Raw genomic sequence first — 19,942 nt, 5'->3', positions numbered from 1 at the left:
CGGCCCCGAGTCTACGCCCGCGCTCTCCCCCGGCCACATGAGCGTCACCGCCACCAATCACCCCGGTGCTCACCCCGCCCTCCCCTGTCGGATGACCCCGAGGGCTCGCGACGATCGATCCAGGCCGGTCACCCCGGCGCCGACCCGAGGAGGACCGATGCTCGCCGAGCTCCATGCACCCGCAGCCGCCGTCATCGTGCTGTCGCTGCTCATCGTCATGCTCGTCATCCGACGCGCACGGCGCCACGTCGACGCGCCCTCGCTCCCCGTCACCCCACCCGTGACGTGGACACCCGCGGCCCACCTCGACACGTCGTTCACGCTCCCGCGCCGCCACGCAGACGGCACATGGTCCGAGATCTGGAACGACGTCTGGGGAGATGCCCGCTGACACCCCGTCGATCCTCGCGCACGACGATGCCCGGCGCCCGGAAGGGGCCGGGCATCGTCGCGTGACGAGCGACGTGCTGCGCGAGGCGCACCACCCCGGCGAAGGAGCAGCGTGGGCCCCGAACGACGGTCACGCCCGCAAGGACGCCTCGGAGGATGGGTCCGTCGCCTCTCGCCGGACGAGCAGAAGGCCCAGAAGCAGGGTGAGGAACACCATCGTGCTCGCGAACGGCGCGAAGAGCAGATCCCAGAGGACCCGCAGGCTCAGCAGCACGATCAGCGCTGACGCCGTCCCGTCGACGAGACGCCCGAGCAGACCCCGACCGACGACGACGAGCAGCACCACGCCGAGGAGGAGGCCCACGAGCCCGGACCAGGCCCACAGATCACCGACGACCGAGTGGACCTCGACACCACGACCGAACATATACCTCTCGACGTAGCCGTTGTTCGGGTCGTAGCCGAGACCGGACATCCCGATCTTCGCGGCACGCAGCTCGGTACCGTCGGGCAGGACCCCGAGGCCGAAGCCGAGGGGGCGCTCCCGCACAAGCGCGATCGTCGCCCCCATCTCAGGACGCGAACCGACGAGCATCGAGCCGGACTGCTCGATCTGCCGCGCCGAGCGTTCCGCGGCAGCGGTGCCGAGCGCCCCCTCGAGCGCAAGAGCCTGCCCGAGCTGGTAGGCACCGCCACCGAGGACCGCGACGAGCAGGAAGAGCCCGAGCACGCTTCCACGACGCTTCGCCCGGCCCCGCCCCCGGCGCAGCCGCGAGCGCTCGCGCCACTCCTGCCCCGCGACGATCGCCGCCGTCATCAGGACGAGACCGAACATCGAGCGCGAGTCGTTGACCGCGCACAGACCGGCCACGGCGAGCAGCGCAGCGATCTCGAGCCGTCGCGAGCGACGCAGCCAGGCGATCGACAGCACGACGACCGCCACGGGCACCGACAGCGTGAACTTCCACGGGTTGATCGGCGAGAGGTCCGTCATCGCCGTCGCGAGCATCCCGAGACCGAAGAACAGGCCCACCGCCGGATCGCTCCAGCGCTCGCGCGCCCAGAGGACGACGGGCACCCCGAACGTCACACCGAGCAGGTGGAAGGCGCCGTCGCGCGTGACGTTCGGCAGGACCGTCGACTCCGGGTGGGCGAGGTTGGCGAGGAGCAGGCCCGCACCGATCGCCGCGAGCCACAGGAGGAAGAGGCCGGATGCGCCGCGGAACCGTCGGAGCGACGACAGCAGGACCGGGGCGAGCGCGACCGCGAGGACCGTCGCGACGGTGAGACCTCCGACGACGGGGTACCACGCGCCGGCGATGACGACGAGCGCGGCCGCGAGAAGCTTCTCGATCATCCTCGTCCGGTCCGCCTCGGTCACCTCTGGACCAGGCGTGATGCCCGGAGCGTGCGCAGGCTCGGCAAGGTCGTGCAGGACGGACCTGCTGCTCCCAGAACCGGTCGTGCCCACCGCTCCGCCCCTCTCGTCATCGTCGCGACGCCTCAGCGGCGATACTCCTCGTAGACCCCGCCGAACGCCGCCGCCACCATCCCAGCACCGCGCGCGACGGTCCGCACGCCACGCGCCTGGTGGTCCGGCCTGCGCGCCACCGTGCCGAGCGTCGCGCGCAGCGCGCCACCCCCGATCCGCACGGCACCCGCTGACGCTCCGCGAACCCGGTGCCGGAGCTGGGCGGGCACCGACGTCGCTTGATGCACCGCGACCCGGACCCGCGAGTTCCCGCTGCGGAACGCTCGGCGCACCACCCAGCGTCGCGTCGCCCGCTCGGTCGGGACGACGTCGAGCACGGGCGCCTCGTCGCACCAGAACAGCTGTCCGCCCGCTGCCGTCAGTTCACGCGTGAAGGCCGTGTCCGAGCCGCCCGAGACCCGGAACGCGTCATCGAAGCGTGTTCCGTGCCGCCGCACCGACGGAAGATCGAGCAGCAGGTTGCCGGTTCCGGCGAGGGGCAGGACGGTCCCCGTCGGGTAACGCTTGCGCTCGAAGAACCGACCGGCCGCGATCCACGGGTCGAGCTCGCCCTCGATCTTGCCGAGCACCGGACCGACGACCCCCGCGCCGCCGAAGCGCTCGTGCGCGTCGAGCATCGTCCTCAGCCACCCCGGTGCGGGCAGCTCGTCGTCGTCGAGAAAGACGAGCACGTCGCCCGGTGCCTCGTCGAGCGCCCGGTTGCGCCCGGCGACGATGCCGGGCTCGGGCTCGTGCACGTAGCGAACCGGGGAGCCTTGTGCTCTCAAGGCGTCGACGACGGGTCGTGCGCTCGGCACGGAGTCGTTGTCGACGACGAGCACCTCGGCACCTGGCACGTCCACGACCTGCTCGAGGACGCGAGGGAGGGTGCTGGCCAGCCCCTCAGGCCGCCGGAACGTGAGGATGCCGACCGTGATCTGGGCGTCCGTCACGGCACCTCCTCGACCACGAGGTCGTCCCACCCGACCGTGACCGTCGGCGAGCCGGCGGCGCCACCGACGTATGCCTGGAGCCCGATCCCCCCTGCCGACTGGAGGTCCGCCGTGGAGTCGGTCGTCGAGGCGAACCAGGCGCCGGGCTCGGCGGTGCCGTTGACCCAGACTTTCGCTCGCACCGTCGTCGGGCTCGCGCCCGTCACCTGGAGCCGGATCCGGTACCGGACCGCGGGGTCGAACGTCAGACCCGGGACCACGCCGCCCGCAAGCGGTGCGATCGTCGCGACGCCTCTTCCGACGTGGAGCTGGAGAGAGTCGTCCGTGCCCACCCGGAGGCGGGCGACGTAGCCCGTGGTCCCGGACGTCCGGGCCGCGAGGGTCCAGAATCCCGTCCCGGCAGCACGGACGTCGGCACCGACGACGACCTCGGCGTCGACGTCACGGGCGCTGAGCGCCCCGAGCCGTGCGACGCGCGTCGCGCCCGGAGTGAGGGCCATGCGACCCTCACCCCCACCGACCGAGTAGGACGACTGCGGGTTCGAGGCCGTCCAGGCACCGCCCGTCACGGCGCTCCCCCACCCGTTCGCCACGGTCCGCGCGAACGCGTCCTCGGCGAGGGTGCCGGCCGCCGGAGCAGTGACCGTGACGTCGTGCGTCACCGAGTCCGTCGCGCCGTCGTCGTCGGTCACAGTGAGCCGCACCGTGTACGTGCCGGACGCACCGTACGTGTGCGACGGCGTCGCACCCGTCGCCGTCGACCCGTCACCGAGGTCCCACGTGTACGAGGCGATCGTCCCGTCCGAGTCGTCCGAGCCCCGGCCGTCGAGCTCGGCCACGAGGCCCGCCGAGCTCGACGTGAACGCTGCCGTGGGGGCCACGTTCGCGGGCGGGGTGCCCCCACCCGGCGCCGTCCCGGGCTCACCGGCCCAGAGGTCGTCCCACGCCGCCGTCACCACGGGCGCGCCCGTAGCACCGCCGACGTAGACCTGCACGCCGATCCCGCCCGCCTGCTGGAGCTCGGCGGTCGAGTCCGTCACGGTCGCACGCCAGTCCGCCGGCTCCGCAGTGCCGTCGACCCAGACCTTCGCGCGCACCGTCGTCGGGCTCGTGCCCGTCGTCTGGAGCCGGACGCGGTACCTCGTGCCCGGCTCGAACGTCAGGCCTGAGACCACACCGCCCGCGAGCGCCGTGATCGACGCGACACCCCGGCCGACGTGGAGCTGGATCGATCCGTCCGTCCCGACGCGCAGCCGACCGACGTAGCCCGTCGTGCCGGTCGTCCGCGAGGCAAGGCTGATGAAGCCGGTGCCCGCCGGGAGCCGGTCGAGCGACACGGTCGCCTGGACCTCGACGTCCTGCGCCGATACCGACGAGAGACGCGCGACCCGCGTCGCCCCCGCCGGAAGCGCCATGCGCCCTGTGCCGGAAGCCACCGAGAAGGCCGACGCTGGCGCACCGACGGCCCAGTCGCCGCCCGTCGGGGCCGTGCCCCAGCCGTTCGACACCGCCCGGCCGAACCCGTCCTCGACGGCCGCGCCGCTCGGCTCTGCGACGGTGACCTCCTTCGTCATGACTCCGGTCGCGCCGTCGTCGTCCGTCACCGTGAGGGTGACCGTGTACGAGCCGGCTGCCGCGTAGGTGTGCGCGGCCGGGTTCCGGCCGGTCGCTCCCTGCCCGTCGCCGAACGTCCACGCGTACGACGCGATCGTCCCGTCGGGGTCGTCCGACGCCGACGCGTCGACCGTGACGTCCAACCCGGAAGTCGTCGTTGTGAAGGATGCCGTCGGCTCCACGTTCGCCGGCGGGGCAGCGACCTCGACCTGCCGGGTCGCGGTGTCGGTCGCGCCGCGGTCGTCGGTCACGGTGAGCGTCACGGTGTACGTGCCGTCGGCCGCGTACGTGTGGGACGACGTCTTCCCCGTCCCCGTGCTGCCGTCGCCGTAGCTCCACGCGTACGACGCGATCGTCCCGTCGGGGTCGTCCGAGCCGGACGCGTCGAGCGCGACCGCGAGCTCGGTGACGTCCGCGCTGAAGGCGGCCGTCGGCGACTCGTTCGGCACGACGCCCGAGCCGAGCGCGTAGTGGGACGCGACCGTCGCGTCGCTCAGCTGCTGCGCATAGATCGCGACCTCGTCGATGTCACCCGCGAGCGTCTGCGCGGACGACCCCCACGTGTTGTCGCCGCCGACGCGCCACCAGCCGGTGTAGCTCTCCGCGCGGGTCTGCGGGTTGGTGCCGACGAGCTCGCCGTCGACGTAGAGCCGCATGCCGTCCGCGCCGAGGCTCGAGACGACGTGGTGCCACGTTCCGTCGTTGTACGCAGCGGTCGACGTCGCACGGTACTCCGCGCCACGGTAGACGCCGAAGACGATGCGGCCGTCGTCCTGCATGTAGGTGTGACGGTCGTAGTTCGTCGAGGTCGTCGACGCAGAGTTCCCGAACCCGACGATGCGACCGCCCTGGGTCGATGTCGTCCGGATCCAGGCCTCCGTCGTGAAGCGCGTCGGGTTCGAGACCTGACGCGACCCGACGATGCGGGCCGGCGACGCAAGACGGAACGCGGTGTTCGCGACGCCGCTGAGCGCGCCGGGGACGCCGTACGTCACGGTGCCCGAGAGCGTGCCCGGCTGGCCCGACCGCGAGGCGTCAGCGACCGACGTGCCCGACGTCTCCGCGAGCCGCCAGAAGAGGGCAGGCTGGTCACCGTATACGGCCGCGCCGTAGGCGTCGGCGGGTGCGGCGGGCGCCGTCACGGCGCGCCCGGCGGCCTCGTAGTGCTCGCGCACCTGCGTCGGGGTGAGGACCCGACCGTCGTAGAGCGCGACCTCGTCGACGTCGCCCGTGAGGCTCGCCGACGACGGCGCGGACGGCCAGGACCCGATCGAGTCGCCGCCGACCCGCCACACGCCGTTGTACGCGTCGGCCGTGCGGATGTCGTCACGCGCACCGACGAGGCGACCGTCGACGTAGAGCGAGAGCCCGCCCGCCTGGTCCATCGTCGCGGCGACGTGGTGCCACTGGCCGTCGTTGTAGCTCGACGGCGAGACGACCGTCGAGCGGCCGTACGTCGCGACGCCGAAGGCGACGCGTCCCTGCGAGTCGACGTAGACGTGACGGTCGTTCGTCCCGGAGCTCCCGGTCGACGACGAGCCGAAGCCGACGATGCGTCCGCCACGGGTCGAGGACGAGCGGAACCACGCCTCGACGGAGAACTCGATCGGGGCAGGTTCAGCGGTCGATGCCGCCGCCCATGACGTGCTCGTGCCCGACAGCGTCCGCGCGGAACCTTCCTGACCGGTGAGCGCAGTGGCCGCGCCCGCCCCGACTCCCGCACGAGCCGTGAGGTTGCGGGTGCCGACGAGATCGGTCACCGTCGTCCCGCTCGCGTCGTCCATCCGCCAGTAGGAGGAGGGTCCGTCCTCGAGGACCGTGCGCGCGTATGTTCCCAGGCTGCCCGCACCAGCGATCGTCACGCTCACCCAGTCCGACCAGGCGGCGTTGCCCGCGGCGTCGGTCGCACGTAAGCGGTAGCGGTGCGACGACCCGGGAGCGAGCCCGCGGTCCACGAACGTCAGGGTCGGCAGCTTCCAGAACGACGCCGTCACCGTGCGCTCCTGGGCGATCGTCGACTGGTCGTCGCGGTAGAGCCGGTACGTGAGCTCCTCGTCGCCCCGGTCGAAGTTCGCGGGCCAGCGCACGAGCGCCGTGCCCGACGCGGGCGACGTGACGACGAGCCCGGCGTTCGCGCCACCGTTCCTCGGCCCGTCGGTGTCCGGTGCGACGGTCCGCTTCGCAAAACGCACGAGACCCTGCTGCGGGACGTTGTTGACGCGGGTGAACTCGCCGCCTGCGACGAGATAGCCTGCACCCGCGGCGAGCGACCAGGGACCCTGCCCCTGCCCCGTGAAGGAACCCGTGTTGAACTCCGGGAACCAGTCGAGCATGTCGGGCCGCGGCTGGCCGTCGTGGTCGCCGTAGCCGTAGATGTCCGCGACGTTAGTGTCGTTCACCGCGGCCTTGGACACCGCGGTCCCGTAGCGCATGCGCCAGGGGTTCGTCTGGGGAAAACCGCCGGAGTTGGCGCAGTAGTGCTTGTGGCTCACGGTGTAGACGGCGTCGTCGAGCGGAGCGGTCGAGTACGAGTCGCCGTGGCAGTCCTCGACCCAGCTGAGAGAGCCGTCGGACCAGCGGCCCGCGAAGGTGCCCTCCGTGTTGCCGCCGGCTCCGAAGTGGTAGCCGGTGCCGTAGAAGTTGTCACCGTCCGAGGCGAGTGAGTAGATCGACGAGGAAGCGCCGCCGTTGCGGATCTCGGTATTGATCGGCGTGGCGATCGTCGCGCCCGTCGTCCCCGAGACTCTGACAAGCCCGTAGCCGGGGTTCGACGAGCCACCGACCGTCGTGAAGCTCCCGCCGATGACGACGGAGCTGCCATCGGGCGAGACCTCGAGCGCCTGGACACGACCGTCGTCGACCGCGACGGTGAACGGCAGCGTGCCGCCGCCGACAGGGTGGACCGCCGCGACCTTCTGCCGCAGGACGCCGTTGACGGTCGTGAAGATGCCGCCGACATAGACGGCGCTCGACGACACGGTGACGTCGAGCACCGTCGCGTTGACGACGGGGCGGAACGGGAGCAGCGCCCCCGAGGCGACGTCGAACGCAGCCACGCGGTAGCGCGTTTCGCCTCCGATCGCCGTGAACGCACCAGCGACGTAGAGGGTCTTCCCGTCGGGCGACACCGCGAGTCCTCGGACGGCTCCGTTCGCGGCCGGCGCCCAGGGCAGGAGAGCACCTGTGCGCACGTCGTACGCCAGGAGGTTGCCGCGCGGCTGGGTCTGCGTGCCGGCCGCGGCGCCGGGCGGGCGCGCCGTCGTGAACTCACCACCGACGAAGACGGTCGTGCCGACAACGACCTGAGACCAGGCGACGCCGTCGATCTGAGCAGTCGGGAGACCCGTCGAACCCACCACCTCGGGCTTCACCGAGCGGGCAGGTCCCGCGACGGTCCCTGAGTCGACTGTCGGGGACGCAACGGCACTCGTCACGGGGACGAGCGCCCCGAGGAGAGTCGTCGCGACGACGGCGAGCACCGCGGCTCCCCGTCGTGCTCTGGTGCGGTGGTTCGTGCTCATGAGGACCTCGGAGTCTGAGGAGTGGTGGTGCAGGTCTGGGTGTGCCGGCGACCGTCCGGCGATGTCGGATCGGGAGGACGGGACCGCGTCCGATGGATGTCGTCTCCGCGCCGGGGAGCCGGTCCCGCGAGCCCGCCGGATCACCGGGTGCCCTCGAAGACGACGACGCTCGGCGCGTCGGCGATGTCCACCTCGACCTCGAGGAGGCCGTCACGATGGTCCGTGCGGAAGACGTACGTGGCCCGGGCCGTGCCGTCACGCCCCAGGCTTGCGGGCAGTGCGACCGTTCCAGGACCCGAGAGCAGCGAGGTCGGGAGACGGTCCTTGCCGGTGTAGAGGTTGACGACCGCTCCGCGGAGGTCGACGACGCGTCCCGTACCGTTCGTGAGCTCGACGGTGACGCGCAGGGCCGCTCCTGCGACCTCCCCGGGTCCCTCGGCCGTGCCGTCGACGTCCTCGACCTCGACGAGCCGTGCGGAGAGCCCGGGGGCTGCGGCGGCGTCGTCACCGAGGTCGACGGGGGCGGCCCTGGGGCGCTCGACCGGGGCGACCGTCGCCAGGCCCTCCGACGGCTTCTTCGTCGGCGGCTTCTTCGTCGGTGTGCCGTCCGTTGCCGGGGCTCCCGTGCTGCCTTCCGACGAGGTCGCGTCCGACGGCACCGCCGTAGGCGTGCCGTCGACGACGGTGCCAGCGGGGGTCGAGGCCGACGGGACGCCCGTGCCGGGCTCGGGAGCATCCGGGTCGCACGCGGCCGTGACGAGGACGAGCGGGACGCTGAGAAGCGCCGCTGCGAGCGCACGGCGTCCGTGCGACCACCTCGGTCCCGTTCCCTCGTCGGGTCGCCTCCGTCGTTCCATCCTGCGCACCCCTTGCTCACCCTGAGACACCACCTGCCGCAGCGTCACCTGATCCTCTGCGGCCACACCGGGGCGAGTGCCAGCGATAGGCCCGTGAGTCACCCGCCGCTCACCCGAGACTCACCTGGCACAACCCAGCGCATGCTCTCGGCCGTCGGTAGGTTGGCGAGGGCCGGGCAGGACCGCCCCGTGCCGGGAGAGGAACCATGAGAGCGCTCGTCGTCGTCAGCTATGGCTCGTCCGCCCTCGTCGCGACGAACCTCGCCGTGTGGAGGGACGCCGCGGACTCCGGCTGGCACGTCGTCGTCGTCGACAACGCGACGACGCACGACGAGCGTGCCCGGATCACCGAGCTCGCCGCGACGCACGGCTGGACGCTCGTCTCGCCGGACGTCAACCTCGGCTTCGGCGGCGGCTGCGCCGCCGGGGTCGCGGCCGCGGGCGACGTCACGAGCATCCTTCTCCTCAACCCTGACGCGCAGGTCGACCGTGCGACGGCCGATGCGCTCGCCGACCGTGTCGAGGCCGACCCAGGGCTCATGGTCGCCCCGCGCGTCCACGACAGCGCGGGACGCCCCGGGTTCAGCGGCGCGCGGCTCGACGTCCGGGACGGGCGCTCGCGCGGCTGGAGCGCGTCTGGGGGCGTCCCGTGGCTCACCGGAGCGTGCCTCGCCATGGCCGCGGACGCGTGGCACAGGCTCGACGGGATCATGCCCGACTACTTCCTCTACTGGGAGGACGTCGACCTGGGCTGGCGCTGGAACGCACTCGGCGGCAGGTCCGAGATCGCGGAGGACCTCCGCTGCGTCCACGACCCCGGTGGGACGCAGCGCGGCGCTGTCGCGTCCCGCGCGAAGTCGTCGACCTACTACTACTACGACACGCGCAACCGTCTCGTCTTCGCGCGGCGGCACCTCGCCGCGCGCGACCGCGCTCGCTGGGCGTTGCACGCGCCCGCCTACGCCTGGGCCTGCCTGCTCCGCGGAGGTCGACGACAGCTCCGGCATCCCATGACGAGCCTGTGGCCCGTCATGAGGGGAACCTGCGCTGGCCTCGTCGCTCTCGTCACACCTTTGAGGCCCGCAGTACGCGACTGACCCTGTGCCCGGACTCTCGCCGACCGAGGTCGGGGTGGCGACGGGGTGGGATGTTGGCCGGGCAGGCGCGCTCACCCCGTCCGCGTGGTTCGATCAGCAGGTGCCCTCGACAGGGCACGCCGGTCTGTGCCTCGTCCGAGGTGTGACCGGGTGCGCGAACACCGGGGGGTGGACACGTGGAACTCATGGACTTCGTGACGATGCTACGTAGGCGGTGGCTCGTCATCACGATCGTGGCAGTCGTCGGCGCGGCCACAGGCTTCGGGGTCGCCCGCTCGACACAGCCGCTCTACCGGTCGACGACGTCGTCGTTCGTGTCCCTCACGCAGGGATCGTCGGTCGCTGAGCTCGTCCAAGGGACGACGTACACGCAGAACCTCGTGCAGTCGTTCACCGGGCTCGCCACGATGCCGGCGGTCCTCGACCCCGTCATCGAGGACCTCGATCTCACCCTGTCGGCCCGCTCCCTGGCCCGGACAGTCACGGCCACGACGCCGCTCGACACCATGTTTATCGAGATCACCGCGGTCTCACCCGACCCTGACGTCGCGGCCGCGACCGCGGACGCGGTCGCGGCGAGCCTCGCCCGGCAGGTCACCGAGATCACGCCCGGCTCCGCGGAGGAACCGATCGTGCGTCTCACCGTCGTCGCTCCCGCCGCACGGCCGAGCGTCCCGTTCACTCCCAACACCAAGCGCATGGTCGTGCTCGGCGGCGTGGGCGGTCTCGCGGTCGGTGTCCTCGGAGTGCTCGCCCTGTCGCTCTTCGACACCCGGGTACGCCGTACCTCCGACCTCCCTCAGCGCCCCGACGCCGTCGTCCTCGGCCTCGTCCCGCGCGACCGCGACGCCCGTCGGTGGCGGCCCGCGCTCGTCACCGAGCCTGACGGCCACGTCGCCGAGTCCTACCGGCGCGTTCAGACGAACCTCCAGTTCATCAGCGCTGCGAACAAGGTCCGTTCGTTCGTCGTCTCCTCGTCGGTCGCCGGCGAGGGACGCTCGACCGTCGCGATCAACCTCGCCTCGGCCCTCGCCGAGAAGGGTGCACGAGTCCTCCTCGTCGACGCCGACCTGCGGAGCCCGTCCCTCTCCGAGCACATGGGCCTCGACCCCCACGACGGACTCACGACCATCCTCGTCGGCGCCACGGAGCTGCAGGACGTCTCGCATGCGTGGGGTCCCGAGGGGCTCGACGTCGTCGTCGCAGGAGAGCTCCCCCCGAACCCGGCACAGCTCATCGACTCGTCCGCGATGCAGGCGTTCCTCGACGAGGCGCTCGCGTCGTACGACGCGGTGGTCCTCGACGCTCCTCCCCTGCTGCCGTTCACGGACGCGGCGGTGCTCGCACGGCACACCGACGGCCTCCTCATGGTCGTCGGGGCGACGCGCGTACGCCGTACCCAGGTCGCGACCGCAATGTCGATGCTCGACACGATCGACGCGACGTGCCTCGGCATCGTCCTCAACGGCGCAACGGTGCTCGAGTCGGGCACATGGCACCGTGCCACCGCGGCCCGTGTCGCCCGTTCGCGTCCGACCTCGTCGGCCGGGCCTCGCCCATCCCGCCGTGCGGCACGCCCCGACACGCAGCCAGCGCCCGGGCCTGCCACGACCTCGGCCGCTGGCCGCACAGGGGGTCACGGACGCCGCGCGGCCACGGTCGACAGTCGTACCCCGGCCGACTCTCGGGGCGGCGGTGGTCCCGAACTCGCACCCGTCACGTGACGCCGCCACGCCCCGTGGCACCGACCCGTCCCGCGCGACGCTCCGCCTTCCAGCGCCAGACCGTTGCGGCCCGCCGAGCTCGGGGCGCCACGGAGAGCGTCGTGCACCGCAGCGCCTGACGGGGACGAGCCCGCCATGCTGCGGACGGGACCGACCACTGTCGCACCAGCCTCGTCGCGCTCCCCGCGTCGTCGTCCGCCGTCGCCTAGCGACGGCGGACGAGAGCAGCACGGACGACGTCAACGACGTCAGCGGCGTCCCGCCGGATCGGCGCCAGCACGAGGGCCGCCACGAGCAGAACCGTTCCGGCAGCAAGGCCGACGAGCAGCGCGAGCCACGCAGGACCGTCGACGAGCAACGTCCCGACGTGCGCCCCGAGCGCCACGACGGCGCCGACCCCGAGGATGTGCAGCGCCCCGACCGCGAGCCGCCGCCCTGGGATCGGGGCGTGGCGAGACAGCCACACCAGCGACAGCGGCCACTCGAGCGTGTGCGCGAGGGTGTAGGCCGCCGCGACACCGACGACACCCCACGTGCTGCCCACAACGACGAGCACGACCTTGAGCGCGACCGTGACGAGCGTGTAGCGAAGCAGCAACGAGGAGAGACCGAACACGAGATAGACCCAGTAGCAGACGTACGCGAGCGTCTGCAGGAGCGCCGACGTCGCCATGAACCGGACGAGCGGAGCAGCACCGTCCCACCCGTCACCGAGAAGCACCTCCGTCGCCGAGCCAGCCGTCCCGACGAGCATCGCCGCCCCGATCATCACCGGGTATGCGAGCGCGAGCTGGGCACGCACCAGATAGCGCCGGAGCCGCTCAGGCTCCTCGACGAGCCGGGACAGCACGGGCAGCGCGATCGTCGTCGTCGGCGACCTCACCTGCGAGACCGGCGTCATGACGAGCCTGTAGGCGCGGTCGTACAGACCGAGCGCGGTCGGCCCCAGACGCGTGCCGATGACGAGCGCGTCGACGTTGTTACCGATGTAGACGGCGATCTGGGAGGCCGCGAGGCTCCCGCCGAACCGCCACAGCTCGCCCATAGGCACGCCGCGGCGAGGCCTCGACGGCACCCACCGGCACAGCGCGGCGCAAGCGACGAGGACGACGAACGACTGCGTGACCTGCTGCGCGGCCAGCGCCCCGACGCCTGCGCCCCCGACCGCGAGCACGATCGCGACGACCGCGCCCGTGACCTGGGAGCCCACGTCGACCGCAGCGAGCGAGCCGAAGCGGAGCCGCCGCTGGAGGTCCGCCCGCAGCTGCGCCGCGAGCCCGTTGAGGAGGAAGACGACAGCGACCAGGCGAGCGACCGGGACGACGTCGTCCCGGCCGAAGATCGCGCCGACGAGAGGCGCACCGACGACCAGCGCGGTCATGAGCGTTGCACCGATGAGCGCGTTCGCCCAGAAGAGGATGGAACGCTGCGCCTCCGTGAGGGTCCGCGTCCGGACCGCAGCGGTCGAGAGCCCGAGATCGCGCACGACCTCCCCAACCCCGACGACGACGAGCACCATCGCGATGACCCCGTAGTCGGAAGGAGTGAGGAGCCGGGCGAGCACGACGACCGAGAGCATCTGCACCACGACACGCGCCACCTGGCCGGCAACCGTCACCCCTGCACCGCGCGCGGCGCGACGTCCCAGCTCCTCCACGTGCTCCCCGTCCCCCGCGTCGTTCTGCGACCTGCCGCGAGTCTAGGACCGTGCCACGGTCAGGACCTGCGGGATCGGGGGTGAGTGCCAGGCGATCCTTGCGTCGCGCGGGGCGGGGGCTGGGTGAGACCACCGGCTTCCGCACACCCCCGGACCTACGGTGGACGTGACCGTTCCGCGACGCCTGGAGGCTCAGCCGTGCCGCACCTGCTCGTCGCCCACCCGTCCGCCGACGTCTACGGGAGCGACCTCCAGCTGCTCGAGACGGTCGAGGCCGTGCGTGAGGTCGGGTGGGCGGTGACGGTGACGCTGCCCGGCCCGGGACCTCTCGTCTCACGGCTCGAGGACGTGGGAGCGGCGGTCGTCGTCGATCCCGGGACACCCGTCCTGAGGAAGTCCGCTCTCACGCCGCACGGTCTTGTCCGCCTCGGTGCGATCGCGCTGCGCGCAGCTGTCACGGGTCGTGCGACGCTGCGTCGGATGCGCCCCGAGGTGGTGCTCGTCAATACCGTGACGATCCCCACGTGGCTGGTCGCGGCGCGACTCGCACGCGTCCCGGCGGTGTGCCACGTCCACGAGGCCGAGGACGGGGTGCCGTGGCTCCTCCAGCGCGCGCTCGTCGCGCCGCTGCGCCTCGCATCGACGCTTCTCGTCAACTCGCGTGCGTCCGCCGACGTGCTCACGGCTGTCGACACCCGGCTCGGCGACCGCATCACCGTCGTCCACAACGGGGTCCCGGACGCCGGCCCCCCCGCCCCGCTGCGCGCACGACGGGCGGGCGATCCCGCTCGCCTCGCGCTCGTCGCGCGCATCTCCCCCCGGAAGGGTGTCGATGTCGCGCTCGAAGCGGTCGCCCTGCTGAGGGCGGAGGGACGCGACGTGACGCTCGACGTCTGCGGCACGCCGTTCCGCGGCTACGAACCGTTCGAGGCAGAGCTCCGCGCTCGGGCCGCGCAGCCGGACCTCGCGGGAGCGGTCCGCCTGCTCGGTTACAAGTCTCCGACCCGTCCGACGCTCGACGACGCCGATATCGTGCTCGTGCCCTCACGGCAGGAGCCGTTCGGCAACACCGCCGTGGAGGCGCTCCTCGCGGGGCGTCCGCTCGTCGCGAGCGCGACGCAGGGCCTCACGGAGATCGTCACGCCAGGACGCACCGGGCTGCTCGTCCCGCCAGGCGAGGCACGCGCGCTCGCACAGGCCGTCGCGACACTGCTCGACGACCCCGAGCACGCCGCCCGAATCGCCACGGCTGGCCGTGCGGAGGCAGTCCGCCGCTTCGGTGTCGAACGCTACCGCACGACCGTCCGAGAGTCCCTCGCCACCTTGGCCTCAGGACTGAACCCTGCCGACGGCTCCGCAGCACTCACGGGGCGGGCGGCCGACCCTGCAGTCCGGGCCGAGGTGCTGCTGCCGGACCTCCCCGCTGCCGACAGGCAGTCCGGCCCCGGAGACCTGGACGCCGTGCCGCGGTCCGCGAACGTCACCGACCCGCACGCAGCACCGCATGTCCGGCGAGGCGCACACGCGACGCTCACTGTCGTCATCCTCACCTACCGGCGAGACGCCGAGCTCCGCCGATCACTCACCGCGGCGACCGCGCACGTGCGCGCGCTCCCCGATTTCCTGCCACGCACCGAGGTTCTCGTCGTCGACAACGACCCTGCGGGCGGTGCCGGCGCGACGGTCGCCGAGCTCGCGGCGGCGTCGCGCAGGGCCGGCGGTCCCCACGTGCGTTACGTGCACGAGCCGCGGCCCGGGATCGGCGCGGCGCGTGCACGTGCGCTCGCCGAGGTGACGACCGACCTGCTCGTCTTCCTCGACGACGACGACGAGCCGGGCGAGACCTGGCTCGAGCCGCTCGTCGCCACGTGGGCGCGGACCGGGGCGACGCTCGTCTCAGGCGCGATCATCGCGAGGTGGGAGGTCGGCCCGGACCCGTGGACCGAGGCCGGGGCGTTCTTCCGACGCCCCATGCTCCCGACTGGGACGCCGCGCCGGAGCGCACCGACGGGCAATCTCCTCGTCGATGTTGCCGGCGTGCGGTCGCTCGGCCTCACCTTCCGGGCGGACCGCGGTCTCCGAGGCGGCGAGGACACGCTCTTCACCCGTGAGGTCACGTCGTCGGGCGGGTCCCTCGTCGCGTGCGCGGAGTCCGTCGTCATCGACCGTGTCCCTGTGGAACGGTCTGAACGCCGCTGGCTGCTCGCGCGGGTCCGTAGCCACGCCGCGACCTCTGTCGACGTCGAGGTCCAGCTCGCGACCGGGGCTGTGGCCCGCACGCGCGTCCGCGCTGCCTCAGCGGGCCGCGGAGCCATGGTCACGGTGCGCGGCGCGCTCAGGCTCGTGGCAGCACGGGGGAGGGATACGAAGGACGTACGAGCGCGGCGCGACCTGGCTCGCGGCGCAGGTCTCGTCGCCGGCGCGTGGGGCGTGCATCACGAGGCCTACCGACGCGACGAGAACCCGCTCAGCACGACGGCACCTGCCACGGACGGGACCGTGGCAGGTGCCGCGAGCTTCGACACCCGGCGCAGGCCGAGGGCGCGCGTCAGCCGTTCTTGATGGCGAACGTCCGGCCGTCGGTGAACGTGTTCCCCGTCGCGGTGATGACCGTCGTCTTCGGGCGGATGACCGCGCACGACGCGATGCGCTGGTTCGTCCCGAACTCGTTGTCGGTGATCTTCACCCCGGCGAGCGGACCGTAGCCCCTGGATCCTTCGGTGATGTTGATCGTGCACCCGCCGTGGTCGAGGAAGTTGCGCGAGATGTTGAGGTCAGCCACTGCGCCGAGCGCCTGCGTCACCTGGACGGTGGCGTTGTTCGCGGAGCGCATCGTCGAGCCGGTGATCGTGATCCGCTTGCCCGACTGGATCTGGACGTTGTCCGCGTGCGACTCCTTGCCACCGTGGTTCGGGTCGTTCTTGTAGTAGAGGTTGCCCTCGAAGACCGAGTCCTTGATCGTCACGTCGTCGCCCTTGATGGTCACCTGATCGATGACGTTGGTGATCTTCACGCGCTCGAGGGTGAAGCCTGCGCCGATGACACCGTTCATCCACGAAGACGCGATCGTCGGGCGGAACTCCGAGTCGATGACCTTGAGGCCCGTGGTTCCCTCCGTGTTCCACAGCATGAAGTAGTTGCGGGTCGGTACGGTCGTGGGTCCGACGAACAGGGAGTTCCGGATCGTCACATTGTTCGCTCGGATCTTCAGCTCACCGGTGATGACCTTGTTCTCGATGACGGCGCCGGCCGTCCAGACCGTCATGGGGCCGGTGTAGGCGGTGCGAGTCGGCACGACAGCGGTCGGAAGCGACGGCGGGGTCGTCGGCTCCGGCGCGGCAGTAGGCGTGGACGTCGGCTTCGGCGCGGCAGTAGGCGTGGACGTGGGCTTCGGCGCGGCAGTAGGCGTGGACGTGGGCTCCGGCGCGGCAGTAGGCGTGGACGTGGGCTTCGGCGCGGCAGTAGGCGTGGGCGTGGGCTTCGGCGCGGCAGTAGGCGTGGGCGTGGGCTTCGGGCGTCGCATCGCGGCGGCGAGGTCGCTCTTGGCCTTCGTCAGCGCCTTGGCCGTCTTGGTCTTGGCAGCGAGCGCGTCGGCCACCCTGGTCTTCGCGCGCGTGTACTCGGACAGTGCTTTCGACCTGGCCTTCTTCGCGCGGCGCGACTGGGCGGTCGCGGACTTCAGCGCCTTGGACGTCTTCGTGAGTTTGGCCCGCGAGATGTTCGCACCGCCGCCCCCGCGACGGGAGGCGTTCTTCTTGGCGGCGACGTACTTCTTCTTGGCGATCGTGTAGTTCTTGGCGGCGGTGGCGCGCTTGGCTGCAGCCTTCTTCGCTGCCTTGCGCTTCGCGGTGACCTTGGCGGCCGCACTCTTCTCGGACTTCTGGGCGCGCTTGACGCTCGCTGCGGCACGCTGGTCCGCGTCGGTCGCGTTCTTCACCGCGGAGGTCGCTGCCGCGACGGGAATTGTCGTCCCTACGGCACTCGCGGTCGTCACCGCGACCATCGGCACCGCGAGCACGGCCGCAAGGAGTGCGGCAGCGCCTCGTCGGCGTAGCGGGCTGAAGCTGTTCACGTTCGGTCTCATTCGCTCGGGGTCATCGGCCCCACCCCATCCATGGCGGGTGCTGTGTCCGCGACGCACCAGGGTGCGCCTGTCATGGATATCGGTGGTTACCTGGGCGAAATTGAGACTAAGAAGGGGCAGAACTGGAAATCTGTGACCCACGACCGGTTGTGATGGCGGTCTCCTCGGCTGCGGAGGGGGGGTTGCCAAGCTGGGAAAACCGTGACTACGGAGACCTTTGGACGGGGGCGACACCGCGACCTGCAAAGATCACACGGTCCTCACTCCACATCTCACCCCGCTGACTGCTTGAGATCACCCTCGAGGGCTCTCCAGCGCGTTCTGGTGAGGAATGTCACGCCACGGCAGGCGTCCAGCCAGTGGGACGTACCACGTCGCAGAGCGAACGTTTCGACAGCGCCGCGGCAGCGCAGCAACCGGACGACGAACAGCGCGCCGAGATCCCGGCGGGGTCACGGCACGCTGTCGAGCACGCGCAGGCGTCTCAGGTCTGGGGAGCGCCGAGCCCTCGGACGTCCCGGTACCACTTCACGCACGCTGCCGCGGTGAAGAAGGCCGTCGCCACGACGATCACCGTGTAGACGCCGAGGAACCACGGCAACGAGCCGAGCATGACGAACGCGAGGCACAGCACGCCGTAGTCGGTCGGGACGACAAGGAGCGCCCGCAGGTCGGGGCCGGTCCCTCCCGCGACCGCCTGCGACCTCACGCCGACCGCGCGGCGCAGCTGCTCGGTGAGGATCATCGCGAAGAAGAGGACCGCGCCGACCACTGCATGGGCGATCGGCACGAGCAGCCAGGCGTCGGGCACCGCCTCGGTGCGGTAGAGCCCGACGACGAGTGCGAGCGGGAGCGCCGAGATCTTCGTTGCGTCGACGACGTGGTCGAGCCACTCCCCTGCGGCGCTGCCCGTCCCGGTGAGCCGCGCGACCTGCCCGTCGGCCGAGTCGAACGCGTAGCCGAGCACGAGGCACAGGCACACCGCGACGCCGAGCGCCCACGACGGTGACCCGAGCGCGAGCAGGGCGATCCCCGCGAACGTGAAGAGAGCACTCACGCCCGTCACCTGGTTGGGCGTGAGCCCGAGGCTCGCGGCCCACGCCGCGAGAACCCTGCCGAGCCGACGGTTGACGTAGCGCGAGTAGGCGGGCGCCGAGCGCGCAACGCCCTTCTGCGCAGCGGCGAGCTCGCGGTACGCCCCGCGGAACGTCCGCCGCGCCGGGGCGGTGCGCGCGGCGCTGCCCGTCGTCGAGCTCGACCGGCGTCCCGTCACGGTGTGCCCACCGCCCATTGCGGTGCGGCGAGCCTGCGGGCATGCTGCGGCCCGGGAACCCGTCGCTCGACGAGGCACGTCGCGAGGTGCTCGTACCGCGACGCGACGTCGTCCCAGTCGTAGTCGCGCGAGCGCTCCGCGAGCGCGCGGCCACGGGCCGCGACGTCCGCGGCGTCAGCCTCCGCACCCTCGAGCAGAGCCGCGAGCGCCGCCGCGTCGCCGAAGAACCGACCGGCGTCGCGCAGGACCTCCCGGTTGAAGACGACGTCGAACGCGAGCGTCGCGGTGCCCGCGCCGATCGCACGCAGCAGCGACGGGTTCGTGCCACCGACCGAGTGGCCGTGGACGTACGTCGTCGCGCCCGCGTAGAGCGCGTCGAGCAGCTCCGCGTCCCACACTCCGCCGAGGAACCGGACGCGCGGGTCGGCGGCCGCGGCCGCCGTGACGCGGCGCGTGTACGTGTCGTCGTACGGCGCAGAGCCCACGACGACGAGCGGGCGTCGGGCTCCCGACCGCACGTAGCCCTCGACCGCGAGCTCAACGTGGTTCTCGGGCTCGAAGCGCGCGACGACGAGGTGGTAGCCGTCGGGAGAGAGCCCGACGTCGGCGAGCCGCGCGAGGTTCGCCTCGACGTGCGGGGCGCCGTACGCGATGAGCTGCGTCTCGGCAGCGAACTCGTCCCGGTAGTAGTCGGCGATGCCCTGCGCGTCCGCGACGAGCGCGTCGGACCATCGCACGGCGACCTGCTCGGCCCAGCGGTAGTAGCGGCGGCCGGTCCCGGACCACTTGGCTCGGCGCCACTCGAGGCCGTCGACGTGCGTCGCGACGGGGATGCGCCGGGCACGAAGCAGGGGCAGGAACGGCGCGTTGGCAGCGTTGAAGACGAAGGCGACGTCCGTGCGGCGCGCGACGAGGTGCGCCGCGGAGAGCGCCGTGTGGCTGAGGGTCTCGAGGCTGCGGCGGCGCAGCGCCGGCAGATGGACGAGCGACATGCCTCCGAACGCGTCGAGGTCACCCTCGTCGCCGCCGTTGCCCCGCCGACAGTAGACCCGGACGTCGTGCCCACGCGCCGCGAGGCGCGTCCCGATCTCCTCGACCGCGGTCTCGAACCCGCCGTACCGCGCGGGCGCGCCGCGCGTCCCGACCATGGCGATGCTCAGTCCAGCACGCTCGTGCCCCACGTCCCGACCCCCCGGGTATCGGACGCTGCCCGCAGCGCCGGACCCGCTGACGCAGGCCCGAACCCAGCATGCTGCGCCCAGGGACGTGACACGCCCGAGGCAGGCGGACGTCACCCGAGG

General features: G+C 72.0%; 12 protein-coding genes. 4 read left to right on the top strand and 8 right to left on the bottom strand.

All coding sequences use genetic code 11. The features are described 5' to 3' along the window. Positions 1-157 precede the first annotated feature (157 nt). A complete protein-coding gene (locus IGS67_RS01895; protein WP_192277274.1) occupies positions 158-391 on the top strand; it encodes a hypothetical protein in 234 nt (77 codons plus the stop codon). Between the two features lie 129 nt (positions 392-520). Here the strand turns inward: IGS67_RS01895 and IGS67_RS01890 are convergent, their stop codons facing one another. The 4 genes from IGS67_RS01890 to IGS67_RS01875 all read right to left on the bottom strand — a co-directional run bounded on the left by IGS67_RS01890 (position 521) and on the right by IGS67_RS01875 (position 8,806). Next, positions 521-1,747, bottom strand: a complete 1,227-nt coding sequence (locus IGS67_RS01890; protein WP_192277272.1) for a hypothetical protein — start codon at positions 1,745-1,747, stop codon at positions 521-523. 146 nt (positions 1,748-1,893) lie between these two features. Next, positions 1,894-2,814, bottom strand: a complete 921-nt coding sequence (locus IGS67_RS01885) for a glycosyltransferase family 2 protein (RefSeq protein WP_192277270.1) — start codon at positions 2,812-2,814, stop codon at positions 1,894-1,896. Beyond that, positions 2,811-7,949, bottom strand: coding sequence for a PKD domain-containing protein (locus tag IGS67_RS13725; RefSeq protein ID WP_192277268.1), 5,139 nt, complete (start codon positions 7,947-7,949; stop codon positions 2,811-2,813). Before IGS67_RS13725 ends, IGS67_RS01885 begins: the two co-directional genes overlap by 4 nt. Before the next feature lie 140 nt (positions 7,950-8,089). Further along, positions 8,090-8,806, bottom strand: a complete 717-nt coding sequence (locus IGS67_RS01875) for a hypothetical protein (protein WP_192277266.1) — start codon at positions 8,804-8,806, stop codon at positions 8,090-8,092. A gap of 206 nt (positions 8,807-9,012) precedes the next feature. Between IGS67_RS01875 and IGS67_RS01870 the strand changes: the two genes are divergently transcribed. Both IGS67_RS01870 and IGS67_RS01865 read left to right on the top strand, forming a co-directional pair. Next, the gene (locus IGS67_RS01870; RefSeq protein ID WP_192277264.1) at positions 9,013-9,903 is read left to right on the top strand and encodes a glycosyltransferase family 2 protein; all 891 of its coding nucleotides are present in this window, start codon (positions 9,013-9,015) and stop codon (positions 9,901-9,903) included. A gap of 185 nt (positions 9,904-10,088) precedes the next feature. After that, positions 10,089-11,627 carry a polysaccharide biosynthesis tyrosine autokinase gene (locus IGS67_RS01865; RefSeq protein ID WP_235977555.1) on the top strand — a complete coding sequence of 513 codons (1,539 nt, stop codon included), beginning with the start codon at positions 10,089-10,091 and terminating at the stop codon, positions 11,625-11,627. 205 nt (positions 11,628-11,832) lie between these two features. On the opposite strand, the gene IGS67_RS01860 is transcribed toward IGS67_RS01865, so the two are convergent. Next, positions 11,833-13,284, bottom strand: coding sequence for a lipopolysaccharide biosynthesis protein (locus tag IGS67_RS01860; protein WP_192277260.1), 1,452 nt, complete (start codon positions 13,282-13,284; stop codon positions 11,833-11,835). A 198-nt stretch (positions 13,285-13,482) separates the two neighbouring features. Between IGS67_RS01860 and IGS67_RS01855 the strand changes: the two genes are divergently transcribed. Next, a complete protein-coding gene (locus IGS67_RS01855) occupies positions 13,483-15,846 on the top strand; it encodes a glycosyltransferase (protein WP_192277258.1) in 2,364 nt (787 codons plus the stop codon). Here IGS67_RS01855 and IGS67_RS01850 read toward each other — a convergent pair. The 3 genes from IGS67_RS01850 to IGS67_RS01840 all read right to left on the bottom strand — a co-directional run bounded on the left by IGS67_RS01850 (position 15,833) and on the right by IGS67_RS01840 (position 19,789). Further along, complete coding sequence (locus tag IGS67_RS01850; protein ID WP_192277256.1) at positions 15,833-17,356, bottom strand: hypothetical protein; 1,524 nt, start codon at positions 17,354-17,356, stop codon at positions 15,833-15,835. The two genes, IGS67_RS01855 and IGS67_RS01850, sit on opposite strands and share 14 nt — an antisense overlap. Positions 17,357-17,852: 496 nt before the next feature. Beyond that, positions 17,853-18,641, bottom strand: a complete 789-nt coding sequence (locus tag IGS67_RS01845; RefSeq protein ID WP_328741362.1) for a CDP-alcohol phosphatidyltransferase family protein — start codon at positions 18,639-18,641, stop codon at positions 17,853-17,855. Beyond that, a complete protein-coding gene (locus IGS67_RS01840; protein WP_192277253.1) occupies positions 18,638-19,789 on the bottom strand; it encodes a DUF1972 domain-containing protein in 1,152 nt (383 codons plus the stop codon). Before IGS67_RS01840 ends, IGS67_RS01845 begins: the two co-directional genes overlap by 4 nt. Positions 19,790-19,942 lie beyond the last annotated feature (153 nt).

It is taken from the genome of Flavimobilis rhizosphaerae, from assembly GCF_014852685.1.
Lineage (GTDB): Bacteria > Actinomycetota > Actinomycetes > Actinomycetales > Cellulomonadaceae > Flavimobilis > Flavimobilis rhizosphaerae.
This window is presented reverse-complemented; position numbering and strand designations above follow the sequence as displayed.